Annotated in this window: 21 protein-coding genes; 16 read left to right on the forward strand and 5 right to left on the reverse strand. The window is 61.8% G+C overall.

From position 1 onward, the window contains the following. Positions 1–399: 399 nt before the first annotated feature. The 13 genes from glgA to APH41_RS29575 all read left to right on the forward strand — a co-directional run bounded on the left by glgA (position 400) and on the right by APH41_RS29575 (position 19,230). A complete protein-coding gene (gene glgA / locus APH41_RS12130) occupies positions 400–1,956 on the forward strand; it encodes a glycogen synthase GlgA (RefSeq protein ID WP_072446413.1) in 1,557 nt (518 codons plus the stop codon). Positions 1,957–1,987: 31 nt separating this feature from the next. After that, positions 1,988–3,733, forward strand: a complete 1,746-nt coding sequence (gene treZ / locus APH41_RS12135; protein WP_054919204.1) for a malto-oligosyltrehalose trehalohydrolase — start codon at positions 1,988–1,990, stop codon at positions 3,731–3,733. After that, complete coding sequence (gene malQ, locus APH41_RS12140; protein ID WP_054919206.1) at positions 3,730–5,814, forward strand: 4-alpha-glucanotransferase; 2,085 nt, start codon at positions 3,730–3,732, stop codon at positions 5,812–5,814. Before treZ ends, malQ begins: the two co-directional genes overlap by 4 nt. Beyond that, positions 5,811–8,561, forward strand: a complete 2,751-nt coding sequence (locus APH41_RS12145; protein ID WP_054919211.1) for a malto-oligosyltrehalose synthase — start codon at positions 5,811–5,813, stop codon at positions 8,559–8,561. The genes malQ and APH41_RS12145 overlap by 4 nt, the downstream gene beginning before the upstream one ends. A 23-nt stretch (positions 8,562–8,584) precedes the next feature. Continuing rightward, a complete protein-coding gene (locus tag APH41_RS12150; protein WP_003191595.1) occupies positions 8,585–8,854 on the forward strand; it encodes a DUF2934 domain-containing protein in 270 nt (89 codons plus the stop codon). Between the two features lie 121 nt (positions 8,855–8,975). Beyond that, positions 8,976–11,135, forward strand: a complete 2,160-nt coding sequence (gene glgX / locus APH41_RS12155; RefSeq protein ID WP_034127560.1) for a glycogen debranching protein GlgX — start codon at positions 8,976–8,978, stop codon at positions 11,133–11,135. 1 nt (position 11,136) lies between these two features. Further along, complete coding sequence (locus tag APH41_RS12160; protein ID WP_054919214.1) at positions 11,137–12,135, forward strand: acyl-CoA dehydrogenase family protein; 999 nt, start codon at positions 11,137–11,139, stop codon at positions 12,133–12,135. Further along, positions 12,132–12,890, forward strand: coding sequence for a PIG-L deacetylase family protein (locus APH41_RS12165; protein ID WP_054919216.1), 759 nt, complete (start codon positions 12,132–12,134; stop codon positions 12,888–12,890). The genes APH41_RS12160 and APH41_RS12165 overlap by 4 nt, the downstream gene beginning before the upstream one ends. Beyond that, positions 12,887–13,486, forward strand: coding sequence for an SAM-dependent methyltransferase (locus tag APH41_RS12170; RefSeq protein WP_054919219.1), 600 nt, complete (start codon positions 12,887–12,889; stop codon positions 13,484–13,486). Before APH41_RS12165 ends, APH41_RS12170 begins: the two co-directional genes overlap by 4 nt. Next, a complete protein-coding gene (locus APH41_RS12175) occupies positions 13,483–14,142 on the forward strand; it encodes a glycosyltransferase family 2 protein (protein WP_054919222.1) in 660 nt (219 codons plus the stop codon). Before APH41_RS12170 ends, APH41_RS12175 begins: the two co-directional genes overlap by 4 nt. A gap of 288 nt (positions 14,143–14,430) precedes the next feature. Continuing rightward, a complete protein-coding gene (locus APH41_RS12180) occupies positions 14,431–15,192 on the forward strand; it encodes a PIG-L deacetylase family protein (protein WP_054919226.1) in 762 nt (253 codons plus the stop codon). Positions 15,193–15,404: 212 nt separating this feature from the next. Then, positions 15,405–17,558, forward strand: a complete 2,154-nt coding sequence (locus tag APH41_RS12185; protein ID WP_054919229.1) for a TonB-dependent siderophore receptor — start codon at positions 15,405–15,407, stop codon at positions 17,556–17,558. A 184-nt stretch (positions 17,559–17,742) separates the two neighbouring features. Then, positions 17,743–19,230, forward strand: a complete 1,488-nt coding sequence (locus APH41_RS29575) for a methyl-accepting chemotaxis protein (RefSeq protein ID WP_054919231.1) — start codon at positions 17,743–17,745, stop codon at positions 19,228–19,230. 57 nt (positions 19,231–19,287) lie between these two features. On the opposite strand, the gene APH41_RS12195 is transcribed toward APH41_RS29575, so the two are convergent. After that, positions 19,288–20,193, reverse strand: coding sequence for a LysR family transcriptional regulator (locus APH41_RS12195; protein WP_054919234.1), 906 nt, complete (start codon positions 20,191–20,193; stop codon positions 19,288–19,290). Between the two features lie 68 nt (positions 20,194–20,261). Further along, positions 20,262–21,035 (reverse strand): SDR family oxidoreductase, encoded by a 774-nt coding sequence (locus tag APH41_RS12200; protein WP_032902433.1) that lies wholly within the window; start codon positions 21,033–21,035, stop codon positions 20,262–20,264. 184 nt (positions 21,036–21,219) lie between these two features. Here APH41_RS12200 and APH41_RS12205 point away from each other — a divergent pair, with 184 nt between their 5' ends. After that, entirely contained in the window at positions 21,220–21,576 is a 357-nt protein-coding gene (locus APH41_RS12205; RefSeq protein WP_054919239.1) for a VOC family protein, read from the forward strand. Positions 21,577–21,654: 78 nt separating this feature from the next. On the opposite strand, the gene APH41_RS12210 is transcribed toward APH41_RS12205, so the two are convergent. Continuing rightward, on the reverse strand, positions 21,655–22,176 hold the full coding sequence (locus APH41_RS12210) for a DUF2867 domain-containing protein (protein WP_052199971.1): 522 nt from the start codon (positions 22,174–22,176) through the stop codon (positions 21,655–21,657). A gap of 166 nt (positions 22,177–22,342) precedes the next feature. Here APH41_RS12210 and APH41_RS29665 point away from each other — a divergent pair, with 166 nt between their 5' ends. Both APH41_RS29665 and APH41_RS12220 read left to right on the forward strand, forming a co-directional pair. Then, the gene (locus APH41_RS29665) at positions 22,343–22,489 is read left to right on the forward strand and encodes a DUF6429 family protein (protein ID WP_371262623.1); all 147 of its coding nucleotides are present in this window, start codon (positions 22,343–22,345) and stop codon (positions 22,487–22,489) included. A 76-nt stretch (positions 22,490–22,565) separates the two neighbouring features. Further along, positions 22,566–23,186 carry a LysE family translocator gene (locus tag APH41_RS12220; RefSeq protein ID WP_054919242.1) on the forward strand — a complete coding sequence of 207 codons (621 nt, stop codon included), beginning with the start codon at positions 22,566–22,568 and terminating at the stop codon, positions 23,184–23,186. A gap of 223 nt (positions 23,187–23,409) precedes the next feature. Here APH41_RS12220 and APH41_RS12225 read toward each other — a convergent pair whose 3' ends face one another. Further along, on the reverse strand, positions 23,410–23,925 hold the full coding sequence (locus APH41_RS12225; protein ID WP_054919243.1) for a GNAT family N-acetyltransferase: 516 nt from the start codon (positions 23,923–23,925) through the stop codon (positions 23,410–23,412). A 117-nt stretch (positions 23,926–24,042) separates the two neighbouring features. Next, the gene (locus tag APH41_RS12230; RefSeq protein WP_054919244.1) at positions 24,043–25,257 is read right to left on the reverse strand and encodes an aldose 1-epimerase family protein; all 1,215 of its coding nucleotides are present in this window, start codon (positions 25,255–25,257) and stop codon (positions 24,043–24,045) included. Between the last annotated feature and the right edge of the window lie 41 nt (positions 25,258–25,298).

Consider the following 25,298-nt stretch of genomic DNA (forward strand, 5'->3'; position numbering starts at 1 on the left):
CGCAGCGCTCCCAAAATTTTGGGGCCGCTACGCGCCCCAGTGGGAGCAAGCTCCCTCGCCACAGGAGCATATCGTTAAAAGTTTTTTGTCCTACAAAATCTGCATGAAAACCCAGCAGGCGCTGGGATCTGTCCTAGACTCATGACCGATGGGTCCGTTCCAAAACAAAAACCCCGCAAAAAATCTAAACTTTCGAAACCTGCCGCTGGTCAAGTTTTAGGTAAGGGCGAGCACGCGCGCTTCAGGCCGAATGCCCGCTCATCCAATCTTTTTTAGCCGACGTTACAACTGGCATACGCCTTGCCAGCTTGTATAGCGCTTGTGTGCCTGGCCGCAGGATGCGGTCACTCGGAGCTGATGGCAGCGGGCCATTAGCCAACCAACAGATGGGAGTGCATTATGATCAGTGCCGCAGTAGATACTCAGGGAGAGCGTTTTAGTCAGCCGGCAGGAGGGCCAAAGTCTTTGGCCGACCTGCCCAACACTGTGCGGCCGGTCGTGAGTCAGAATCCGAATCGAAAGAAAGTCTTGTTTGTCACTTCCGAGTTCGCGGACCTGGTGAAAACCGGCGGCCTGGGCGACGTCTCCGCGGCCCTGCCCCGCGCCATGGCGCACCTGCATGACGTGCGGGTGCTGATTCCGGGTTACCCGCAAGTGATGGAAAGCGATAACCCGATTCATATCGTCGGTGAACTGGGTGGCCATGCCGCGTTGCCCCCGTGCAAGATCGGGCGCATGGACCTTGCGGACGGCCTGGTCATCTATGTGCTGATCTGCCCCGAACTGTATGAGCGCGAAGGCACGCCCTACGGCGCCAACAACGGCCGCGACTGGCCGGACAACCATATTCGCTTTGCCCGCCTGGGCTTGGCTGCCGCGGACATTGCCGCCAACCTTGCACAAATCCACTGGTGCCCAGACCTGGTGCACGCCCACGACTGGCCTGCGGGTCTGGCCCCCGCGTATATGCACTGGCGTGGGTCACGTACGCCAACCCTGTTCACCATTCATAACCTGGCCTACCAGGGCGTGGTCAGCCTGGCCTCGACGCCCGAGCTGGGCATTCCGCCCCACGCCCTGCAACAGGAAGGCATGGAGTTCTACGGCAAGATGTCGTTTCTCAAGGCGGGCATGGCGTATTCCAGCCATATCACCACCGTGAGCGCCACCTACGCCCAGGAGATCACCACCCCGGAATTCGGTTGCGGCCTGGATGGCTTCCTCGCCAGCAAGACCCAGCAAGGTCTGCTCAGCGGCATTCCCAACGGTATCGACGAAAGCTGGGAGACGTCCACCGACACGCATCTGATCCACAACTTCAATATCGGCGACTGGGAAGGCAAGGCTATCAACGCCGCCCATGTGCGCGAGTTGTTTGAGCTGCAGCCATCCAGTGGCCCGCTGTTCGCTGTGGTCTCGCGCCTGGTCTACCAGAAAGGCCTGGACCTCACCGAAGCCGTCGCCGGTTTCATCGTCGAAAACGGCGGCCAGATTGCGATCATCGGCCGTGGCGAGCCGGAAGAAGAGCAGGCCATGCGCGAATTGGCACTGCGCTTCCCGGGCCAGGTGGGCGTACGCATTGGCTTCAACGAGACCGATGCGCGCCGCATGTTCGCCGGCAGCGATTTCCTGCTGATGCCGTCACGCTATGAGCCCTGCGGGCTGAGCCAGATGTACGCGCAACGCTTCGGCTCGTTGCCGGTGGCGCGTAACACCGGCGGGCTGGCGGACACCATTGAGGATGGGGTCACCGGGTTCCTGTTCAATGAATCCACGGTGCAAAGCTACGAAGAGGCGCTGCGCCGCGCCTTCAAGGTGTTCGCCTTCCCCGGTCTGCTCAATGCCATGCGCAGCCGTGCCATGACCCAGCCGTTCAACTGGTGCCAGGCCGTGGAACCCTACGCCGAACTCTACGAACAACTGGTGGCCAAGGCCCTGGGGAAATCGAACAAGTAGCGACTGGAACAACTAAGGGAGGTCTTCATAGATGCCGTCAAGGACTCTGGAAACCTGGCCCCACGGCGCAATCATGCTGGACGCGCACCGCACGCGCTTTGCGTTATGGGCGCCAGACGCATTTTATGTCAGCGTTGAATTGGAACAGGGTAAAACCATCGTCATGCTGCCCCAGGCCGGTGGTTGGTTTGAAGTCGAAATCGCGTGCCCTGCCGGCACGCTTTACCGTTTTAACATCGATGGCGAAAACACAGTGCCCGACCCCGCCTCCAGGGCCCAGGCGCTGGACGTGCATGGGTGGAGCCGAGTAGTCGACCCCCTCGCCTATGAATGGCGCCACAGCCAGTGGCAGGGTCGCCCGTGGCACACGGCGGTGATCTACGAGCTCCACGTCGGCGCCATGGGCGGCTACGCTGCCGTTGAGAAACACCTGGCACGCCTGGCCGAACTAGGCGTCACCGCGATTGAATTGATGCCTTTGGCGCAATTTCCCGGCGAACGCAATTGGGGCTATGACGGCGTGCTGCCCTATGCGCCCCACGCTACCTACGGCACTCCCGAGCAACTCAAGCAGCTGATCGACAGTGCCCACGGCCACGGTTTGGCCGTGATCCTCGATGTGGTCTACAACCACTTCGGCCCCGACGGCAATTACCTGGGCCAGTACGCCCAGGGGTTCTTCCAGGAGGACGTGCACACACCCTGGGGCGCCGGCATTGATTTCGAGCGCCGTGAAGTGCGGGATTTCTTCCTCGATAACGCCTTGATGTGGCTGCTCGAATACCGCTTCGACGGCCTGCGCCTGGATGCCGTGCACGCCATCGACAACCCTGGGTTTCTGCAGGAACTGGCACAACGGGTACGCCAGCAGGTGGACGGCGGGCGCCACGTGTGGCTGATGCTGGAAAACGAACTGAACCAGGCCAGCCTGTTGCAGCACGATTTCGACGCCCAATGGAATGACGACTTTCATAATGTGCTGCACGTGCTGCTCACCGGTGAAACCGACGCCTACTACAGCGACTTTGCCGAGCAGCCTACCGCCAAGCTGGCGCGCTGCCTGGCCGAGGGGTTCATCTACCAGGGCGAGACGACACGCCATGGCCATGCGCGCGGCGAACCCAGTGCGGATCTGCCCCCCAGCGCCTTCGTCGCGTTCCTGCAGAACCACGACCAGGTCGGCAACCGCGCCCTCGGCGAACGCCTGCACCGGCTGTGTTCGCCCCAGGCACTGAGCGCCGCGACCGCCCTACTGTTGCTGTGCCCCATGATCCCGATGTTGTTCATGGGCGACGAGGTGAATGCCGCCGAGCCGTTCCTGTTTTTCACCGACCATCATGGCGAACTGGCCGAGGCGGTGCGTGAGGGGCGGCGCAATGAATTTGCCGACTTCGCGGCGTTTCACGACCCCAAGCAACGCCAGCGCATCCCCGACCCCAACGCGCTGCAAACCTTTTTACAGTCGGTGCCCTCTTTCGTCGAGAACGACCACACCCAGCTCTACCGCCACCTGCTGAGCCTGCGTCACGTGCACGTGGTGCCACACTTGCCCGGCACCGTCGCCCTGGGCGCGCACGTGCTGGCTGACCATGCCGTCACCGCGCGCTGGCGCCTGGGCAACGGCCGTGTGCTGCAGATCGACCTGAACCTGAGTGAACAGCCCCTGGATCATCCGGCACCCCACCCGATTATTTTCCAAACGCCTGCCCCGCAAGGTGCGCACTTACCGCCCTTGAGCGCACGCGTTTGCTTATCCCCTGTTGGAGACATTCTTTGAGCGAAGCGAACCTGGAAATTCTCGCCAGCCGCGCGGGCCTGGCCGTCGATTGGATCGATGCCAACGGTCGCCCGCAACATGTAAAGCCTAATGCCCTGCGCGCCGTCCTCAAAGGGCTGGGGCACCCGGCCGACAGCGATGCCGAGATCGACGCGAGCCTGCTGCAACTTGAGCAGGCGCAGCAGGACCGGCACCTGCCGCCCTTGATGACCACCGACAGCGGTGCGGGCCTGGACCTGGCACGCTATTTCGCCCCGGACACCCCGTGTCGCGTCAACCTGGAAGGCGGCGAAACCCTGGAGCTGCGCCTGGACGGCGAGGCCGTATTGCCCGGCGTGATTGCCCTCGGCTATCACCAGGTGCATATCGACGGGCAAACCTTCACCCTGGCCGTCGCGCCCAGCCACTGCTATAGCGTGGCCGACGCGGTCGACAGCCAACCCGCTCGCGCCTGGGGCCTGAGCGCCCAACTCTATGCCTTGCGCCGCCTCGGCGATGGCGGTTTTGGCGACACCCTTGCCCTGGAGCACCTGGTGCGTTCCGCCGCCGAACGCGGCGCCGACGCCGTGGCAATCAGCCCGATGCACGCGATGTTCAGCGCCGACACTGAGCGATTCAGCCCCTATTCACCCTCCAGCCGCCTGTTTCTCAACAGCCTGTATGCTTCGCCGGCGTGCATCCTTGGTGAACGTGAAGTGCGCAACGCCATCGAAGCGGCCGGGTTGGCTGACGAGTTGCATGCCCTGGAACAGCTCCCGCTGATCGACTGGCCGGCCGCCGCCAAGGCCAAGCAACGCCTGCTGCGCACACTGTATGAAGACTTTCGCCACGGCGCGCATCCCCAGCATGCCGACTTTCAAAGCTTCCGCCAGGCCGGCGGCGAAGCCCTGGAAAACCACTGCCGCTTCGAAGCCATACAGGCCAAGCGTGCTGCCGCGGGTGAGGACCTGGACTGGCGCCAATGGCCCGAAGCCTGGCGTACGCCACAGAGCCCGGCCCTGGCGCAGTTCGCTGAGGACAACCGCGACGAAATCGGCTATTTCGCCTTCACCCAATGGCTGATTGCCCGCAGCCTTGAGCGCGCACAACAGGCCGCCCGTGGCAGCGGCATGGGCATCGGCCTGATCGCCGACCTGGCGGTGGGCGCCGACGGCGGCGGCAGCCAGGCCTGGAGTCGCCAGGATGAACTGCTGGCCGACCTCACCGTCGGCGCGCCACCGGACATTCTCAACCGCGCAGGCCAAGGCTGGGGCATCTCTGCCTTTTCCCCTGACGGCCTCAAGCGCAATGGCTATCGCGCCTTTATCGAAATGCTGCGGGCCAACTTCGCCCATGCCGGCGGCTTGCGCATCGACCACGTGATGGGCCTGCAACGCCTGTGGGTGATCCCTCTGGGCGCGTCCCCCCGTGAAGGTGCCTACTTGTATTACCCGGTGGACGACCTGCTGCGTTTGCTCGCCCTGGAATCGCACCGCCACCAGGCCATCGTCCTCGGTGAAGACCTGGGCACCGTGCCCGAAGGCCTGCGCGAAAAGCTCAGCGCCCGTTCGATCCTGGGCATGCGTGTGCTGCTGTTCGAACAGAACCATGACGGCCAGTTCAAGCCCATCCTCGATTGGCCCGACAACGCCTTGGCCACCACCAGTACCCACGACTTGCCGACCCTCAATGGCTGGTGGCACAGCCGCGATATCGAATGGAATATCCAGCTGGGCCTGATCGATGCGCCCACCGTAGACCAATGGAGCGAACACCGCCTGCGCGAACGCCAGGCACTGCGCCAAGCCTTGAGCCAGGACCCGCAGAACTTCATCGACGAGATCCGCAACGACACCGACCATATGATCGACGCCAGCGTGCGCTACCTGGGCCATACCCGTGCGCCACTGGTGTTGTTGCCCTTGGAAGATGCATTGGGCATCGAGGAGCAAGCCAACCTGCCGGGCACCCTCGACACCCACCCCAATTGGCGCCGACGCTTGCCCGGCGAAGCCGCCAGCCTGCTCGACAATGACAGCGCGGCGCGTCGCCTCGAACTGCTGGCCGTGGCGCGCAACCAAGCCTATGAGCGTGACCGATGAACGCACTGCCCCTGCGCGCCACCCAGCGCCTGCAATTTCATAAAGATTTTACCCTCGATGACGCGGTGCCACTGGTGCCGTACTTTGCCCAACTGGGCATCAGCCACCTGTATGCTTCACCACTGTTAAGCGCCCGCGCCGGCTCCATGCACGGCTACGATGTGGTCGACCCGACCCGCGTCAACCCGGAACTGGGGGGCGAAGCGGCGTTGCGTCGCCTGGTCGCCGCGCTGCGTGAGCACGACATGGGTTTGATCCTCGATATCGTCTCCAACCATATGGCCGTGGGCGGCGCGGATAACCCTTGGTGGCTGGACCTGCTGGAATGGGGCCGCCTGAGCCCCTATAGCGAGTTCTTCGACATCCAGTGGCACTCCCCCGACCCGCTGCTCAAGGGCCAGTTGCTGATGCCCTTCCTCGGCAGCGATTACGGCGAAGCCTTGCAGAACGGCACGCTGGCGCTCAAGTTCGATGCCGCCCAGGGGAGTTTCTACGTCGAGCATTACGAACACCGTTTTCCGATTTGCCCCAGAGACTACGGCTTGATTCTGGGTAGCGACGAGTTACTCAAATCGCTGGCCGAACGTTTCGCCGCCCTCGCCTATCAGCACGACGCCTACGCCGAGGCCACCGAGCTCAAACAAGCCCTGGCCGAACGCGCCAGCGAGCTGCTACCCGCTATTGAACAACGCCTGACCGCATTCGACAGTCGCCAGCCCGAGGGTTTCGAGCGCCTGCATCACCTGCTCGAACAACAGACCTATCGCCTGGCCAGTTGGCGCACAGCCGCAGACGACATCAACTGGCGGCGTTTTTTCGACGTCAATGAGCTCGGCGGCCTGCGGGTCGAACGCGCGGCGGTGTTCGAAGCCACCCATGGCAAGATTTTCGAGCTGATCAGCGCGGGGCTGGTCGACGGGCTGCGCATCGACCATATCGATGGCCTGGCCGACCCGCGTGGCTATTGCCGCAAATTGCGCCGCCGCGTAGACGCGCTGTCACCCCAACGCCACTTGCCCATCTTTGTTGAAAAGATCCTTGGCGAAGGTGAAACCCTGCGTGAAGACTGGCAGGTGGATGGCACCACCGGCTACGAGTTCATGAACCAGTTGTCATTGCTGCAACACCATCCCGAAGGTTTTGCACCGCTGGCCGAGATGTGGACGCGTCACAGCGAGCGGCCCTCAGCCTTCGGCGAAGAAGCGCGGCTGGCGCGCCAGCAGATCCTCAATGGTTCGTTGGGCGGCGACTTCGAAAGCGTAGCCCAGGCGCTGCTGCAAGTGGCCCGCGATGACGTGATGACCCGCGATCTGACCCTGGGTGCCATCCGCCGGGCCTTGCAGGAACTGATCGTGCATTTCCCGGTGTACCGCACCTATATCAGCGCCAAGGGCCGCAGTGCGGCCGACGACAAGGTGTTCCAGCATGCCATGGAGGGTGCACGCAGTACCCTCAACGAAGGCGATTGGCCGGTGCTCGACCACCTGGAGCAATGGTTGGGTGGCCAGCCCTGGCGCAATCGCCCGGTAGGCCGCGCGCGCAAGATGCTCAAGCATGCCTGCGTGCGCTTCCAGCAACTGACCTCGCCCGCCGCCGCCAAGGCTGTGGAAGACACCGCGTTCTACCGTTCGGCGGTGTTGTTGTCGCGCAACGATGTGGGCTTCAGTACCGAGCAATTCAGTGCGCCGTTGGCAGATTTCCATGCGGCCAATCAACAGCGCCTGAAGACCTTTCCCGGCAACCTGCTGGCCACCGCCACCCACGACCACAAACGCGGCGAAGACACCCGTGCGCGCCTGGCGGTGCTCAGCGAGTGCGCCCCCTGGTATGCCGAACAGGTCGAGCACTGGCGTCGTCTGGCCGAGCCCTTGCGCGAGAGCGCCGATAGCCCCTCGGCGGGTGATGAGCTGATTCTCTATCAAGTGCTGCTGGGCAGTTGGCCGCTGGAGCCCAACCCCGATCTGGCGGCGTACCAGCAACGCCTGTGGCAGTGGCAGCAAAAAGCCTTGCGCGAGGCCAAGTTGCAGAGCAGTTGGAGCGCGCCCAACGAGGCTTACGAACAGGCGGTAGAAGCGTTCCTCAAGCGCTTGTTGCTCATTGAGGCCGGAGCGCCGCTGCGCAGTGCGTTGGACAGCGCTGCGCAGGCCATCGCCCCCGCCGGCGCCCTGAATGGGCTGGCGCAAACCTTGCTTCATCTGACCGTGCCGGGTGTGCCGGATATTTACCAGGGCGATGAGTTCTGGGACTTCAGCCTGGTCGACCCGGACAACCGGCGCCCGGTGGACTTCGCTGCGCGGCAACGTGCATTGCAGGCACCACCGGACATCGGCGAACTGTTGTTCAACTGGCGCGACGGGCGTATCAAACAGGCAGTGATCGCCCAGGTACTGGGCCTGCGTAAAGCCTGCCCCGAGCTGCTGCGCCATGGCAGCTATACGCCTTTGGAAGTGGTGGGCCAGCACGCTGAGCGTGTGGTTGCGTTCTACCGTGAACATCAAGGCAAGCAGTTACTGGTGGTGGTGCCGCGCTGGTCTTATCCGTTGCTTGAAAACGGGATGTTTCCCCAGATCAATGCGCAGGTTTGGGGCGATACTCGGGTGAAATTACCGTTCGCCGCCCCTGAACAAAACTGGAAGGGACTTTTTCAAACGGGCGTAGTCACACCCAACAAGGAGCTGTTGATCAGCGCTGCCCTGGGGGATCTCCCGGTCAATGTCTTTATCAATCCTGATAATCAAGAAAGCTGAAAATTTTCTGTGAGGAGTTTGTGATGAGTAAAGAAGACAAACGCATTCGCGAACTGGCGCATCAGATCTGGGAGTCTGAAGGCAAGCCCGATGGCGCCCACGATCGCCACTGGGAGATGGCGCGCAAGCTGGCGGAAGCCGAGGCGCTGACGCCGAGCAAGCCTAAACCGGCCGCCAAGCCGAAAACCGCGCCCAAGGCTGCGGCAAAGCCCAAACCTGCTGCGCCTGCCGCCGCCAAACCTGCGGCGAAGAAACCCGCCGCCCCGAAGAAGCCCAAACCGCCCGCCCCATGATTTCTCGGGCCTGCAGCACGCATTGCGCGCTGCAGGCCCTTTTCCGTCCAAGCCATGCGCTGAAGCACCGTCAGTACGGCGGCGTTCGGCCCGAAAAAAGACCTTTTGCAGGAGCAACTCGATGAGCAAACCCGACAACACCACAGCGACGCCGGTTCATGAGCCGTCGCGGATCCGTGAAGGTTTGCCCTTCCCCCTCGGCGCCACCTGGGATGGCCTGGGTGTGAATTTTGCGCTGTTTTCCGCCAACGCCACCAAGGTGGAGCTGTGCCTGTTTGACGATACCGGCGAGGTCGAGCTGGAACGCATCGAACTGCCCGAATACACCGACGAGATTTTTCATGGTTACCTGCCCGATGCCCACCCCGGGCTGATTTACGGCTACCGTGTCTACGGCCCCTATGACCCGGCCAATGGTCATCGCTTCAACCACAACAAGCTGCTGATTGACCCCTACGCCAAGCAACTGGTGGGCGAACTCAAATGGTCCGAAGCGCTGTTTGGCTACACCATCGGCCACCCGGACGACGACCTCAGTTTCGATGAACGCGACAGTGCGCCCTTCGTGCCCAAGTGCAAGGTCATCGACCCGGCGCACACCTGGGGCAACGACCAACCGGTACGAGTGCCGTGGGACCGCACGATCATCTACGAAACCCACCTGCGCGGCATCAGCATGCGCCATCCTTCGGTTGGCGAGTCGGTGCGGGGCACCTGCGCCGGCCTGATGGAAGATGACGTGCTCAAGCATATCCGCCAGTTGGGCATTTCCTCGGTCGAGCTGCTGCCCGTGCACGCCTTCGTCAACGACCAGCATCTGCTGGAAAAAGGCATGACCAACTACTGGGGCTACAACAGCATCGCGTTCTTCGCCCCCGACCCGCGCTACCTGGCCAGCGGCAAGATCGCCGAATTCAAGGAGATGGTCGCGCACCTGCATGAGCAGAAGCTGGAAGTGATTCTGGACGTGGTCTACAACCACACCGCCGAAGGCAACGAGCGCGGCCCGACCCTGTCGATGCGCGGCATCGACAACGCCTCCTACTATCGCCTGATGCCCGACGACAAGCGCTTCTACATCAACGATTCCGGCACCGGCAACACCCTGGATCTGAGCCACCCGTGCGTGCTGCAAATGGTCACCGACTCCCTGCGTTACTGGGCCACCGAGATGCACGTGGACGGCTTCCGCTTCGACCTGGCGACCATCCTCGGGCGCTACCGCGACGGGTTCGATGAGCGCCACAGTTTCCTCGTGGCGTGCCGCCAGGACCCGGTACTGCGCCAGTTGAAACTCATCGCCGAGCCCTGGGACTGTGGCCCCGGCGGCTACCAGGTGGGCAACTTCCCGCCGGGCTGGGTGGAATGGAACGACCGTTTCCGCGACACCGTGCGTGCGTTCTGGAAAGGCGACGACGGCCAACTCGCAGACTTCGCCGGGCGCATGACCGCCTCGGGCGAGATGTTCAATCACCGCGGGCGCAGGCCGTACAGCTCGGTGAACTTCATCACCGCCCACGACGGCTTCACCCTGCACGACCTGGTGTCGTACAACGACAAACACAACGAGGCCAACGACGAGAACAACCAGGACGGCAGCAATAACAACCTGTCCTGGAACCACGGCGTCGAAGGCCCTACCGACGACCCGGAGATCAACGCGCTGCGCCTGCGCCAGATGCGCAACTTCTTCGCCACTTTGCTGCTGGCCCAGGGCACGCCAATGATCGTCGCCGGGGACGAGTTCGCTCGCACTCAGCACGGCAACAACAACGCCTATTGCCAGGACAGCGAGATCGGCTGGGTCAACTGGGATCTGGACGATGACGGCAAGGCCCTGCTCAAGTTCGTCAAGCGCCTGATCAAGCTGCGTCTGGCGTACCCGATCCTGCGGCGTGGGCGCTTCCTGGTGGGCGACTACAACGAAGACATCGGCGTGAAGGACGTCACCTGGCTCGCGCCGGATGGCAACGAAATGACTACCGAGCAATGGGAAGACAGCCAGGGCCGCTGCCTGGGCATGTTGATGGATGGCCGCGCCCAGGAAACCGGGATTCGTCGTGCCGGGGCCGACGCCACGTTGCTGCTGGTGGTCAACGCCCATCACGACCTGGTCAATTTCCGCCTGCCGCCGGTGCCGGAGGGCGAGTTCTGGACGTGCCTGCTCGACACCAACGACCCGGCTGTGCGTGGCCAGGAACGCTTTGATTTCGAGCATGAGTACGCGGTCACCGCTCGCTCGCTGCTGCTGTTTGAACTGCAGCACGAAGGCGAGGTGTGAAATGGCGTTGCACGGTTTCCTCCAGGGCTACCGGGGCTATGCCGACACGCAAGCCTTGGGTAACGCCCTGAGGGCCCTTCAAGAAGAAGGCCTTGATCAACTGCCGTTGCCGGGCAGCGGCCAGACCCTGTCCCGCTTGAGCCAACTGGCCCAGGTGGCCGGGCATGACTTGCGCCTGTGCAAGTTGTTCGAAGGCCATACCGATGCCCTGGCGATCATTGCCGAACTCGACAGCCCCTTGCCGCCGCTGGGCAGCACCTGGGGCATGTGGGCGGCCGAGCCGCCGAATGCCAAGGTGCACGTGCGTCGCGACGGCCAGCGGCTGCTCGTCGAGGGGCGCAAAGCCTGGTGTTCCGGTGCGGCGGTGGTCAGCCATGGTTTGCTGACGGCCTGGGACGAAGAGGACCGCCAGCAATTGGTGGCGGTGGCGATGGATCAACCGGGCATCAGGGTGACGGATGAGGGGTGGAAGGCGGTGGGCATGGCGGCGACCGGTAGCGTCGACATCCTGTTCAGCGCCGTCAGGGGAATTGCCGTGGGTGGCCCGGGTGACTATCTGTCTCGCCCGGGCTTCTGGCACGGCGGAATCGGCATCGCGGCGTGCTGGTACGGCGCCGCACAACGCCTGGGTGAAGTGTTGCGCGCCCAGTGTGCCACGCGTGCCGAGCCCCATGCGTTGGCCCACCTCGGCGCGGTCGACAGTGCCCTGAACAGCGCTGCCTGCGTGTTACGCGCCAGCGCCGCGCAGATCGACCGCGAGCCTCGCGCCGATGCGCGACAACTGGCGCAACAGACGCGCGCCTGTATCGAGGACACCGTCGAGCAAGTGATCCAGCATGTGGGCCGTGCGGTCGGCGCCGGGCCGTATTGCAAGGATCCGCACTTTGCCCAGTTGATGGCTGATTTACCGGTGTACGTGCGGCAAAGTCATGCCGAACGCGACTTGGCCGCCCTCGGTGAACAGGTCGCCGGCGAGCCCACAGGGAGATGGGCGCTATGAGGCCCAATCCGATTGTTGGCCAGGGCACGCCATTGAGCCACTGGCAAAACAGCGCACGATTGGCCGAGTTGCCGCAGATCAGTGTGGCGCAGTTGGTGCCGCCTGGGCATCGAGCGGTGATCATCGCCCCGCATCCGGATGACGAGGTGCTGGGCAGTGGGGGTCTGCTGCAAGGGCTGGCTGCGCTGGATCGCCCTATCCAGTTGATCTCCGTCACCGATGGCAGCGCCAGCCACCCTGGCTCCCGGCGCTGGCCGGTGGAGCGTCTGAGCGTGGTGCGTCCGCAGGAATCGGCCCAGGCCTTGCACCGCCTTGGCTTGCCGCTGCACAGTTTGAAATGGCTGCGCGGCGGGTTTACCGACAGCCATGTGGCCGAGCGCGAAACCCAGCTCTGCGAATTTATCCAGCGCCACCTCAAGCCTAACGATGTGGTGTTCGCCACGTGGTGCGAGGATGGGCATTGCGACCATGAAGCCGTGGGCCGCGCCAGCGCCAAGGCAGCCAAGGCCGTCGGTGCAGTGCTGTGTGAACTACCGGTGTGGACTTGGCACTGGGCCACCGCCGAAGACCACAAGGTGCCCTGGCATCGGGCTCGCAAGATTCCGCTGACCGCTGAGCAGGTTGCGCGCAAACGCCATGCGATCCACGCCTTCGCCAGCCAGTTGGAGGGCGACCCGCAAATCGGCCTGCCTCCGGTGCTGGCGCCCTATGTGGTGGAGCGCTTGCTGCAACCTTTTGAGGTGGTGTTCGTATGAGTGTGGCAACCCCCTACTTCGACCAGTTGTTTGCCGGCAATGACGACCCTTGGGCTTTTCGTCAGCGCTGGTACGAACAACGCAAGCGCGCCCTGACCTTGGCCATGCTGACGCGGCCGCGCTATGCGTCGATATTCGAGCCGGGTTGTGCCAACGGCGAACTGAGTGCCGAGTTGGCCCCGCGTTGTGAACGCCTGCTGTGTTGCGACACTGCAACTGCGGCGGTACGGCTGGCACAAGCGCGGCTGGAGTGTTTTCCTCATGCCCGGGTGGAGCAGCGTCGCCTGCCGGAACAATGGCCCGGCGGGCAATTCGAGCTGATCGTATTGAGTGAGCTTTGTTATTACCTCGATGCAGGTGATTTTAATCGTCTGATCGATTGCGCACTCGCCGCCTTGACCGCTGACGGGCAAATCCTGGCCTGCCATTGGCGAGTGCCCATTGACGGTTGCCCGCAAACCGCCGAACAGGTGCACGCCGTGCTGCAACAGCGTCTGGGTGTAGCACCATTGGTGCAGTACCAAGACCCGGATTTCCTGCTCGACCTGTGGAGCCTGGATGGCACCTCGGTCGCTCGCCATGAGGGTTTACGATGATCGGTATTCTGATCCCGGCACATAACGAAGAAGCCCTGTTGGATGATTGCCTGCGGGCTGCGCGGATCGCCGCCAACCACCCGGGCTTGCTGGGTGAAGCGGTACAGATTCTGGTAGTACTCGACAGTTGCAGCGATGCCAGCGCGGCGATTGCCCAGGCCCACGAGGTGCATTGCCTGCACGTGCAGGCGCGCAACGTCGGGCACGCCCGCGGCGTGGGTGCAGGGTACTTGCTGGAGCAAGGCGCGCGGTGGATTTCCTGCACCGACGCCGACAGCCGTGTCGCCCCTGACTGGTTGGTGGCCCAACTGGCCCAAGGCTGCGACGCGGTGTGCGGCACAGTCACCGTGGACGCCTGGAGCGAAGGCTTCGACCCGGCTGCGCAGATTCGCTATCAGCAGGCCTACCAGGCCCGCGATGGGCATCGGCATATTCATGGGGCCAACCTGGGCGTGAGTGCCCGCGCCTACGTAGAGGCCGGTGGGTTTGAACCGCTGGAATGCCACGAGGATGTAAAACTGGTACGTGAATTGGAGCGTTGCGGTGCCTCCATTGCCTGGAGCCATGCGCCGCAAGTGGTGACTAGTGCGCGACTGGATTGCCGGGCTGAGGGTGGGTTCGGTGATTACTTGAAGAGCTTGATGCGGGCTGGGTGAAAACAAAATCGCAGGCAAGCCAGCTCCCACAGGGATCCGTGCCAGGCGCAGATATTGTGGGCAACATAGACCCCTGTGGGAGCTGGCTTGCCTGCGATGACGTCAGCCCAGCAAACATCGCATCAAAGTTGTGCAGATACCCATGCCTGTCTATGCTCCTAACGCCTCGCATGGCATTCCTTGATTGGCATGCTGCGCACTCACCCAGCGGAGCCTGCGGTGAAGACAAGAGCGTCGTCTCGTCAACGGAGCACGACCCGGTATCAACCGACAAGGATGTGACACCCCATGAAACCTGCCTCCTTAAGCGAAGGCCGTCGCGGCCCCGTGCAAATCTGGAACAGTGCGCCGCAGTTGGCGCAAACACCCATCATCTCCCTGAACAGCCTGGTACCACCCGGTGCTCGCGTCGTGGTAATCGCACCTCATCCTGGCGATGAAGTGCTGGCGTGCGGCGGTTTGCTGCAACTGCTCAGCACCCGCGAGCATCCGCTGCAATTGATCTCCATCACCGATGGCAGCGCCAGCCATCCCGGCTCTCAGGTATGGCCGGCCAGCCGCTTGAGCGTGGTGCGCCCCCAGGAAAGTGCCGAGGCCCTACGGCGATTGGGTATGCCCTTGCACAGCCTGAAATGGATTCGTGGCGGGTTTTGTGATGACGCACTGGCCGCCCGTGAACAGCCCATGAGCCAATTCATCGCGCGCTACCTGCAACCTGGCGACGTGGTGTTTACCACCTGGCGCAACGACGGCAATGACGACCATGACGCCGTCGGCCGCGCGAGTGCCAAGGCGTGCAGCCTGGTAGGTGCGCAACTGTATGAACTGCCGATCTGGGCCTGGCATTGGCCGGCCCGGGAAAGCGCGATAATGCCCTGGCAACGTGCACGCAAGGTCCGCCTGGACACCCGGACCGTCGCGCGCAAGCTGCACGCCGCCCATGCCTACGCCAGCCAGTTGGTGGGTGACCCACAAATTGGCTTACCGCCGATGCTCGCGCAGATATTGCTGGAGCGCATGCGCGAGCCCTACGAAATCCTGTTCACCTGAACACCACCCTGTAGGAGCGAGCTTTCTCGCGAAAAACCTCAACGATAACGCGGGTTTCCGGAATCAACGCGGCGCCTGTGAGTCTTTCGCGAGCAAGCTCGCTCCTACAGAGTTTGGACTTTTCCCTACAGACTCAATCTGTCAGACTGATGCGAATAATTATCAACAGATTTACTATTCGCCACGGAAGGCACTTGGGGAGCCCTACTTTCATGTCTGTGCAACAACGCGGCGGCAACGTTTTTACACCCAGTCTGATGGCAATCACTATCGCGCTAGCAACCTCCAATGCGGCCATTGCCGCCGACGCCGAAGCACCGGCCACCATCGAGCTGGGCGCTACCCAGGTCTCGGGCCAACAGCTTGGCGCAACCACCGAAGGCAGCGAGTCGTACACCACCGGCTCGATGAAGACCGCGACCAAACTGCCGCTGACCCTGCGCGAAACCCCGCAGGCCGTCACCGTAATCACGCGCCAGCGCATGGATGACCAGGCCATGACCAGCATCAACGACGTGGTCAACGCCACGCCGGGGCTGTTCCTCAATTATTCCAACGGCCCTGGGCGACAAGCCTTCACCGCACGCGGTTTCGATATCGACAACCTCATGTATGACGGTATCCCCAGCGGCTACAACGGTGCGTCGGTAGGCGCCCAGCCGAACCTGGCAATGTTCGACCGCGTCGAAGTGGTGCGCGGCGCTACCGGCCTGGTAACCGGCGCAGGCAACCCTTCGGCCGCCATCAACCTGATCCGCAAGCGGCCACTGGATGAGCAGAAAGTTACCCTCACCGGCGCCGTCGGCAGCTGGGACGATTACCGTGGCGAGCTCGACGCCTCCAGCCCGCTCAATGACAGTGGCACCTGGCGCGGCCGCGTCGTCACCTCTTACCGCGATGCCAACAGTTTTATCGACAAGGCCGAGCAGGATCATGGCCTGTTCTATGCCGTCACCGAAGCCGACCTGAGCGAAGACACCACCCTGACCCTCGGTTACTCGAACCAGAAGGACAAGACCAACTACTTCTGGGGCGCTTCGATGGTCGGCCTGGATGGGCGCCACTTGGGCCTGTCGCGCTCCTATAACCCAGGCACCGATTGGGAGAACAAGGACCAGGAAATCAACACCGTGTTCGCTGAGCTGCGCCAGCGCCTGGCCAACGACTGGAGCCTGCAGGCCAACGCCAACTATGCCGAACAGAACGCCTTGTTCTCCGGCTCCTACCAATCGCGCTGGACCAACGACACCCTCGCCCGCACGGTGTACCAGGCCAGCTACGATGAAAACCAGGCCGGGCTCGACGCCTTTGCCAGCGGCCCGTTCGAGGCGTTCGGCCGTACCCATGAACTGGTGGTGGGCGCCAGCAAGCGCATCTACGACATGACCACCCACAACTACAGCCCCTACGACCTCAACTGGCCGATCAATGCGGGCAAACCGAACTTCACCCGCACCAACAACGTTCGCGAAGTCACCACCCAGGACGGTTTCTACCTGACCAGCCGCCTGAGCCTGGCCGACCCGCTGAAGCTGATCCTCGGCGCTCGCCTGGACTGGTACGACTACGACAACCGTGATGCCGCCGGCGACTACAAGGTCACCCGCAACCTCACCCGCTACGCCGGCCTGATCTACGACCTGGACGACCAGCATTCGGTATACGTGAGCTACAGCGACATCTTCACGCCGCAAAAAGAAAAGAGCACAGCCGGCACCCCACTCAAGCCCATCGTCGGTAAAAATTATGAGGTTGGCGTCAAAGGCGAATATTTTGGTGGCGCGCTGAATGCCAGCGTGGCGCTGTTCCGCGTCGACCAGGAAAACCGCGCCGTGGCCGTGGTGGTGCCCAACTGCCCGCAGGCGTCCTGTTCTGTGGCCTCGGGCGAAATCCGCAGCCAGGGTATCGACTTTGAACTGCAAGGCGCCTTGACCGAAAACTGGCAGGTCGGCGGCGGCTATACCTATGCACGCACCCACACCATCAAGGACGACGCCAACCCGCAGAAGGTCAACAAGCAGTTCGATACCGACATCCCGGAGCATCTGTTCAAAGTGACCACCCGCTACAACTTCCAGGGCCCGCTGGAAAAACTCCGGGTCGGCGGCAATATCTCCTGGCAGAGCCGCATGTACAACGACATCAAGCTAGCGGATGGCAGCAACTACCGGCTCCAGCAAGGCGGCTACGCCGTCACCGACTTGATGGCGGGCTACCGGGTCAATCAGCACCTGGACTTGCAGCTCAATGCCAACAACATTTTCGACCGCCACTACTACCAGTCCATCTCCAACGATGTGGACTATGGTGGCGACTCCTATGGCAGCCCCCGCAATATGATGCTGACCGCCAAGTACAGTTTCTGAGCCCCATGCCCACCTCGGCTGCCCGCTCGGGCAGCCGCTCTTAAAGTCCCACGCCCACATGCCGATAACGCGTGGGTAACCGGCAACAATCCTGAACATCTGCTTGACTCCACAGCGGCGCGCCTGTGTGGCACACCGCGTGCTTGCTTGACCTCGACGCCCCCCTCTCATGGAGTAAGAGTGAATGCCCGTTCGTTTTCAAGAGCACTATCGCAAGGCCGACCGCATCATGCTGGCATTGATCTGGCTGATGTTCCTGTTCTCCCTCGGCCTGGCGTTCTGGCACGACACCCTCATGCAGGCCGTGATCGTCGGTGGGGGCACCGGCGTGGTGCTCACGGCGCTGTATCGCGTCATCGGCGGCACCCGCGTGATGCGCTGTGCGCTGGGCGCCGGCTTGATGGTGATGGCGGCGTTGCACATCAACCAGGCACACGGAGTGATCGAATCCCACTTCGGCATTTTCGCGCTGTTGGCGGTGCTGACCTTCTACCGTGACTGGCTGCCGATTTTGGTGGCGGCACTGACCATCGCGGTGCATCACGTGGTGTTCCATGCCTTACAGCACCAGGGTTTTCCTGTATTTGTGATGGAGCATCACGGCGGCTGGACGATGGTGTTCGTCCACGCCTTCTATGTGGTGATGGAGACCGTCGCCCTGCTCTACCTGGCCGTCCATAGCCAGGCCGAAGCGGTGGAGAGCCAGGAAATGCTGGAGAAGATGCTCGCCGTTACCTCGCAGTTCACGGTGGAAACCGCCCAAGGTGAAGGCAAGGCCCACGTATCCCTCGCCAAGCGGTTCGACCACTTCCTGCAGCAACTCACCCACCTGATCGACGGCGTCGCCCGCGACTCCCATGGCCTGGGCCAGCTCGGCCAGGAACTGGCCAGCGCGAGCGGCACCCTGGAAAAAGGCGCACGGCATCAACTGGCCCAGATCGGCGAAATGACCGGTTCGATGCAGCGCATGGAAGACGCCATGGGCCACATTACGGTGCAGGTCGAACAGGCAGTGGCACATGCAGGCCAGGCCAGCCAGCAGATTGTGCGCGGCCAGGAAAGCGTCGGCCGCGCCCAACATGAAATCAGCCAATTGGCCTCGCGCATCAACGGCACGGAGTCGACCGTGGAATCCCTGGCGGTGCAGGCAGAGCAAATCGGCTCGGTGCTGGAAGTGATCAGCAGCATCGCCAACCAGACCAACCTGCTGGCCCTCAACGCCGCCATCGAGGCTGCCCGCGCCGGCGAGCAAGGCCGTGGCTTTGCCGTGGTTGCCGATGAAGTGCGCAGCCTGGCCCAGCGCACCGCCCTCTCCACCCAGGAAATCAAGAGCATCATCGAGGGCCTGCAACACGGCAGCCGACAAGCCGTCGAAGCCATGCACGCCAGCCGCGAAGGCGTAGAGCGCTGCGTGGCAGACAGCCAAGTGGCCGTGGACATGCTACGGGCTGTGGGCGAGGACATCGCGCACATCGACCAACTCAACGGCCACATCGTCACCACCACCCGCGAGCAGACCTCGGCAAACCTGGAGATCGTCGAGCGCTTGCAGTCGGTACAGAGCATCGCCCAGAACACCGCCGACGACGTCGAGACGCTCGCCCGCAGCAGCGAACGCCTGCCACCGATCGCGGTGCGGCTGGATGCGTTGGGGCGCAGGTTTCATCCTTGAGCCCGACCCGGAACATGGCGAGTCAGAGAGAACAGGTGGGCATACCGCTGGAGTGCATCAAGGCTCCAGATGCGGAGCCATCAAGGCGGCAAACCAATCGATGAACGCGCCAAGGCGACGAGAGCGTTGGCGGCGAGTCGGGTACAGGACTGAAACGCACATGGGGGCCGGCCGATAGGCCGCCATCACCTCCACCAATTCGCCGCTGTCCAATAAATGCTGAACATCGAACAACGGCACCTGAATCAAACCGAGCCCTGCACAGCATCCTGCGATATAGCTTTCGGCATTATTGACCACCACACGGCTGGGCATCATGACAGCCTGCGCGGTGCCATCGACGCAATATTCCCAGGCCGTTTCCTGCCCGCCTGCGCTCGTGCTGTAGCCGATACAGACATGCCGGTTTTGCAGATCGCAAGGCTGTGTGGGCACCCCGAATTCCGCCAAGTATGCGGGGCTCGCGCAATTGACCAGCAACACCTTGCCCAACGGTTTCACCACCAGGCTGCTGTTCTGCGGGGTGCCAAAACGAATGACACAGTCAACGCCTTCCTGTACCAAATCAATGGCGCGATCGGTGGAGCCCAGGCCGAGTTGGAGCCCAGGGTAGCGGCGGAGAAACTCGGCCAACGCAGGCATCACCAGGCGCCGCGCTATGCGGCTGGGCACGTCCACTTCCAGACGGCCCATGACCTGTTCCTGATGGCTGTTAAACAGTTGGTCGATATCATCGATGTCCAGCAAGACCTGGCGCGCCTTCAGCAGTAACTGGGTGCCATCGGCGGTCAGGGAGACCTTGCGGGTTGTCCGGTGCAGCAGTCGAGTGCCGGCATTGGCCTCCAGCTGTTGAATGGCGGCCGACACGCTTGCGCGTGGCAGCCTCATCAGCCGTGCCGCTTGTATGAAACTGCCAAGCTCTGCGACCTGAACGAAGACGCGGTACTGTTCGATTCTATCCATGGGCTCTCAATGCTCGGGGGGCACGGATCGATCGGCGCTCACCACGTCTGCGCCTGTGCGTTGACCGTTTACTTGGTGGTGTAGCCGCCATTGATCAAAATTGTCTGGCCAGTCACCCACCAGCCGTCACTGACCAGGTTACGGATGAACGGGACCACATCCTCAATATCTGTCAGGCCCGTGCGCGAGAACGGCGACAGCGCGGCAGCCGTCTTGTGGTAACTGACCGCATCCTCACCTTCGGCCGGGTAGAAGAACGGCGTGTCCATCGGCCCCGGCCCTACTGCCGTGACCGAAATACCTCGAACGCCCAGCTCCTTCGCCGCCGCTCGCGTAAATTGCTCTACCGGCGCCTTGCTGCCAGCATATGCAGCGTAAAAGGGCGTGAAAGCGCCTAGCAGTGAAGTGACAATAGTGCAGATCTTGCCATTGTCATTGAGGTGCTTGCCGGCTTCCTTGATAAAAAAGAACGCAGTCTTGGAATTGACGGCCATCATCTCGTCGTACTCCGCCTCCGTGATTTCAGCCATTGGCTTTTTCAGCACCTTGCCCACGGTATTGATCGCGATGTCCGGCCTGCCGACTGCCGCGACGGCATCGTTGAAGAGTTTTTCCATCGCTCCCGCCGTGGTCAGGTCTGCTTGCAAGGCCACAGCCTTCGCGCCTAGCGCCTCGATTGCGGCGACGGTTGCGTTCGCGTCAGCCTGGCTGGAAGCGCTGTTGTAGTGCACGACCACAGCCTTGGCGCCATGCTTGGCCAGATCGCGGGCGATCAACCCGCCGAGGTTCTTCGCACCACCCGCGATCAGTGCAACCTTGCCGTTGATTGAATGATTAGGCATGACAACATTCCTTTAATTGGGAGAAGTACGCCGCCATTCTAGAGTGGCCCTCGACAAAGATAAGCACACCTTGGCTGGATGCAGTGTTCAGAGATACTGGCTAATCACAAAGGCCCTATCGGTGAATGAAAAGGATGTGAGGTACGCTACACTCCGGCCTTGCACACGGGCCAAGGAAGCCCCTATGAGTACTCGTGGCAGAGACCGACAGATCGACAATATCGAATTCAACGTAAGCGACATTGCCCGCAGCAAAGCCTTCTACGGCGCTGCATTCGGCTGGACATTCGTCGACTACGGCCCCGCCTACAGCGAGTTCAGCAATGGCCGGATCACGGGTGGTTTCACCACCGGCGAGCCTGTGCGGCCGGGCGGCCCGTTGGTTATCGTGTACGCAGATGACTTGGACAGTGTGCAGCAGCGGCTTCAACAGCTGGGTGCGGTGATAACCCGCCAGACATTTTCGTTTCCCGGTGGCAGCCGGTTCCACTTTACCGACCTGGATGGGTATGAACTGGCAGTGTGGAGCGTTGCGCCGTGATCCAGCGCTTTCGCTGTATCGCTGAAGCTCGACATCTCCAACCGAGAACAGATTGCGTTGTGTGAGCCTGTTCTGGGTTCAAAGCTGTTGCAGCTTGCGCTGCAAGCGGGTCATGTACCGATTGACGATCAGTTTGTGCGCCGGCCCCACCGGTAGCATGTAAAGGCGCCCGAAGGTGTTGTGGGTGATCACCGATGAAGTGATCGTCAGCACACGATCAGCAATTGAAAGGCAAATCATCACATCCAGGTGCCGGTCACGCTCAGTCAGCACCAGCCTATCCGGCGCGCAGTCCTCTACCAAGAAAAAATCAAGCCGCTCACCCGCTTGCACCGTCACGCGCCGATTGCCGGAGAACCCGCCGATGCGCTTTACGCCAAACCTTGAAGAAATCCCATCCCTGATCCGAAAGGCCAATCGCAACAGCGGCCCTGATTCGGCGGTCATGATGTTCCAGGCATCCAGCGCGCTGATCTCAGCCGACAATGGCACTGACCTGTAATCGTAATAATCGAGTTCGGACGGTGCACCCAATGTGTGACTTCCAGAGCGAGTCGCCAAGATTTTTCCGTCCATGACCAAAACAGGAATTGGCATCATAACGCTTCAAGCGAATGCTGCGCTAAGCTCGACAGGGTCTGTGTAACTCAAGCGGAGTACCCATTATGGAATACGACGAAAAACTGATGAGGAAGCCGTACTTGCCCTGCTGACCACCTTCAGCTTTGATAACGGCAACTCATGGAAAGGCCACGACTTTCAAATAATGAACCGACTCCACGAGCAAGGTTTTATCAGTAATCCGGTGAACAAAAACAAATCCATTTGGTTGACGCAGGAAGGCTTGGAACGGGGCAGGCAAATTGCCGATCGGTTGTTTGGCGCGGCACCTGAAGCGCTCGCGGGGCCATAAGCCCAGCCACGGAGTGTTAAACCGCGCTTCATGCGTTTATCCTCAAGACTCCCCGACCTGCCAACCCGGAGCCGCCATGGACCTCGCCACCCTAGCCCTCTTCCTGCCCGCCTGCTTCGCCCTGAACATGGCCCCCGGCCCCAATAACCTGCTATCCGTGAGCAACGCTACCCGCTATGGCTACCGCACCTCCTGCCTCGCCGGTCTCGGCCGTCTGCTGGCCTTCGCCGGCATGATCGCCCTCGCGTCCGCTGGCTTGGCGGTGGTACTGCAAACCTCGGAGTTGTTGTTCTACGGGATCAAGATTCTCGGCGCGGCGTATCTGTTTTACCTGGCATATCAGCTATGGCGCGCAGACCCGCAGCAGCAGGTGGACGCCGCGACGAGCAAGGTAGGCCTGTGGGCCTTGGCGCGGCAGGAATTTCTGGTGGCCGCGGGCAACCCCAAAGCGATCCTGATTTTCACCGCCTTCCTCCCGCAATTCGTGGTGCCCGGCCAACCCATCACCGCGCAATTTGCCCTGCTGGGTGTGATGTTCCTGGCCTTGGAATGGGTGGCTATCAGCGCCTACGCCTATATGGGCCTGCATATGCGCCGCTGGTTTGCCGAGCCGAAGGGCAAGCGCCTGTTCAATCGCTGCTGCGCGGGTTTGTTGTCAGCGGCCGCGGCGGTGTTGTTGACTGCGCGTAAGGCATGAGTGAGGTGTGAATGCGCCTGTGAAGATAGCCGTCATCGGTATCCACCTACCTTCAGTACGACGCTGCACCTGTGGCGAGGGCGCTTGCTCCCGTGACGACCTGGCAGCCGACGCTGACATAACTGATGCCCCGCGATCCAAATGTGGGAGCTGGCTTGCCTGCGATAGCGGCCTGGCAGCCGACAACGATCCCACTGATGCCCAAGTTGCGTAAATACCTAGGCTATCTCAACGGCAAACCATATCTTACCTCCACCAGCGCCACACCGCCCCTCTCAAGATGGCGCTCTGTCCCGGCCTCCTCGACGCATCCCGACCGGCGATAAAATCGAATCGCCCTTTCATTACCGGCCAAGACCCACAGCGTTAAACGCTCATAGCCTTGCGCCAACAGGTCCTGCAAGCCGGCATTCCACAAGGCCCGCCCGACGCCGGTGTGCCAATGCTCAGCGAGTACGTAGATGGCCATGACCTCACCTGCAGTGGCCTGCACGGCGTCTTCGTCACGGCTGGCACCCACGGCTATCCAGCCAACCACCTGTTGGCCCACCTCGGCGACCCATACCGTTGACTCACCCGAGGCAATCGAGCGTACCCAATGGGCCTCGCGCCTAGCCAGCGTTGCTGGCAATCCGCTCAGGAATTGGGCGGGCATCAGGTCACGATAGGCGTCTTGCCAACTGCTGATATGCACCTGGGCAATGGCTTTTGCGTCGGTGGGTAATGCTCTGCGAATCATGGAGATGCTCCTGAAATACGGTTATTCCAGTATGCATGCCCGTCGATGACAGTTGGAGGGCGCGGGTTCCGGCGTCGATGAAGAACGCCGGGCCCCGCGTGAAGGCTCCAGCCAATGTCACCCCTTGGTCAGATCCACCAAAGGCGTCTGCCGCACCTCAGTCTCCCGCCCACCCTGAATCTCGCTGACCTGCTTCAAGGCCTTTTCAACAGCCGCCTTATCCGCCAACAAGCTGTAGCTGATCCGGAACTGCTTATGTTCCTTCGCCCCGATCGTAGGCACCAGGTTCAATGGCCGCTGATAACGACGGTTGTACGAAAAACTCGTCCCCGGCTCCAACCCCGTGACATAGCCCTGCCCTTGGGTATCAGTGTTCTTCCACAGGGAAAACACCGGCAGTGTCTGCGTATTGAAGCCAACCGAAACACCCAGGCTGCCGGCCTTGTTATGCAGCACGGTCAAGGTATCGCCCTTGGCATCGGCATACGGCACCACGTTGTAAACCGTTTCGTCATAGTCCTTGGTCGGTGCGCGATAGGTTTGCCAGTCGGCCAGTTCGCCCTTGGCCTTGTCGTTGAACGGCGACACCTGCTTCACCGGCGCAACGAAACGCGCGCCCTGCTCCAGGAACGGCGTGCTGAAGTTACTGTGATACAGCGCCTGGTATTCCTTCGGATAATCGCCATTGTTGGTCAGCGTGTCGTTGAGGGCGAACACCACACTGCCAGGCTCGGTGACCAGTTCGGTCGCAACAGAGAAATCGACCTTCTTGAACGCCTGCTCTTTCAACTCGCCACGCAGGGTGATGGCGTACGGCGGTTTTTCATCGATATGCAGGGTGACTTTATTCGCAGGGATATTGGCCGCCCGCCCGTGCAGGGTCAGCAACTCGCCGTTGTCGATGCCAGGATGCCCCACCCATTCGTAGCCGCAACGGGTAACCAGCTCATTGAAACCTTCCAACCATCCCAGACCACCGCGGCCATTGAGCTCGATGAAGGAAGGATTGACCACTTCCTTGACCGGCGAATCCCAGCCCATCCGAACATCGCCAACCGACGCCTGCAACACGTTCATGCCACGGGTCGGCACTACCGAGAGCTTCATCGTGCCGTTGTCGATATCCACGATGCTCACACCCTCCTGCCGACCGCCGTGCAAGGTGCGCAGGGTGACGCTGAAGGGCTTGTCGGTTTGGATGCCGAGTTGCTGGCTGGTGATTTGCCAGTTCTGGGCGGCTTTGTCGGTGTCGAGCAGCACGTAATCCCAGGCCATGGCGTGGGAGGCGGCAGAGAATGCGCTGAGGGCAACGAGGAGTTTTAGCGGGGTCATGACGGACGCCTTTATTGGAGTTGTTTGCGTTTTATAAACTC

Source organism: Pseudomonas sp. NBRC 111138, from assembly GCF_001320835.1.
Classification (GTDB): domain Bacteria; phylum Pseudomonadota; class Gammaproteobacteria; order Pseudomonadales; family Pseudomonadaceae; genus Aquipseudomonas; species Aquipseudomonas paracarnis.

Coding starts and splice junctions, on each gene's coding strand:
- glgA (WP_072446413.1), top strand. CDS start 400: ATGATCAGTGCCGCAGTAGATACTCAGGGAGAGCGTTTTAGTCAGCCG.
- treZ (WP_054919204.1), top strand. CDS start 1,988: ATGCCGTCAAGGACTCTGGAAACCTGGCCCCACGGCGCAATCATGCTG.
- APH41_RS12145 (WP_054919211.1), top strand. CDS start 5,811: ATGAACGCACTGCCCCTGCGCGCCACCCAGCGCCTGCAATTTCATAAA.
- APH41_RS12150 (WP_003191595.1), top strand. CDS start 8,585: ATGAGTAAAGAAGACAAACGCATTCGCGAACTGGCGCATCAGATCTGG.
- glgX (WP_034127560.1), top strand. CDS start 8,976: ATGAGCAAACCCGACAACACCACAGCGACGCCGGTTCATGAGCCGTCG.
- APH41_RS12160 (WP_054919214.1), top strand. CDS start 11,137: ATGGCGTTGCACGGTTTCCTCCAGGGCTACCGGGGCTATGCCGACACG.
- APH41_RS12165 (WP_054919216.1), top strand. CDS start 12,132: ATGAGGCCCAATCCGATTGTTGGCCAGGGCACGCCATTGAGCCACTGG.
- APH41_RS12170 (WP_054919219.1), top strand. CDS start 12,887: ATGAGTGTGGCAACCCCCTACTTCGACCAGTTGTTTGCCGGCAATGAC.
- APH41_RS12175 (WP_054919222.1), top strand. CDS start 13,483: ATGATCGGTATTCTGATCCCGGCACATAACGAAGAAGCCCTGTTGGAT.
- APH41_RS12180 (WP_054919226.1), top strand. CDS start 14,431: ATGAAACCTGCCTCCTTAAGCGAAGGCCGTCGCGGCCCCGTGCAAATC.
- APH41_RS12185 (WP_054919229.1), top strand. CDS start 15,405: ATGTCTGTGCAACAACGCGGCGGCAACGTTTTTACACCCAGTCTGATG.
- APH41_RS29575 (WP_054919231.1), top strand. CDS start 17,743: ATGCCCGTTCGTTTTCAAGAGCACTATCGCAAGGCCGACCGCATCATG.
- APH41_RS12195 (WP_054919234.1), bottom strand. CDS start 20,193: ATGGATAGAATCGAACAGTACCGCGTCTTCGTTCAGGTCGCAGAGCTT.
- APH41_RS12200 (WP_032902433.1), bottom strand. CDS start 21,035: ATGCCTAATCATTCAATCAACGGCAAGGTTGCACTGATCGCGGGTGGT.
- APH41_RS12205 (WP_054919239.1), top strand. CDS start 21,220: ATGAGTACTCGTGGCAGAGACCGACAGATCGACAATATCGAATTCAAC.
- APH41_RS12210 (WP_052199971.1), bottom strand. CDS start 22,176: ATGATGCCAATTCCTGTTTTGGTCATGGACGGAAAAATCTTGGCGACT.
- APH41_RS29665 (WP_371262623.1), top strand. CDS start 22,343: ATGAACCGACTCCACGAGCAAGGTTTTATCAGTAATCCGGTGAACAAA.
- APH41_RS12220 (WP_054919242.1), top strand. CDS start 22,566: ATGGACCTCGCCACCCTAGCCCTCTTCCTGCCCGCCTGCTTCGCCCTG.
- APH41_RS12225 (WP_054919243.1), bottom strand. CDS start 23,925: ATGATTCGCAGAGCATTACCCACCGACGCAAAAGCCATTGCCCAGGTG.
- APH41_RS12230 (WP_054919244.1), bottom strand. CDS start 25,257: ATGACCCCGCTAAAACTCCTCGTTGCCCTCAGCGCATTCTCTGCCGCC.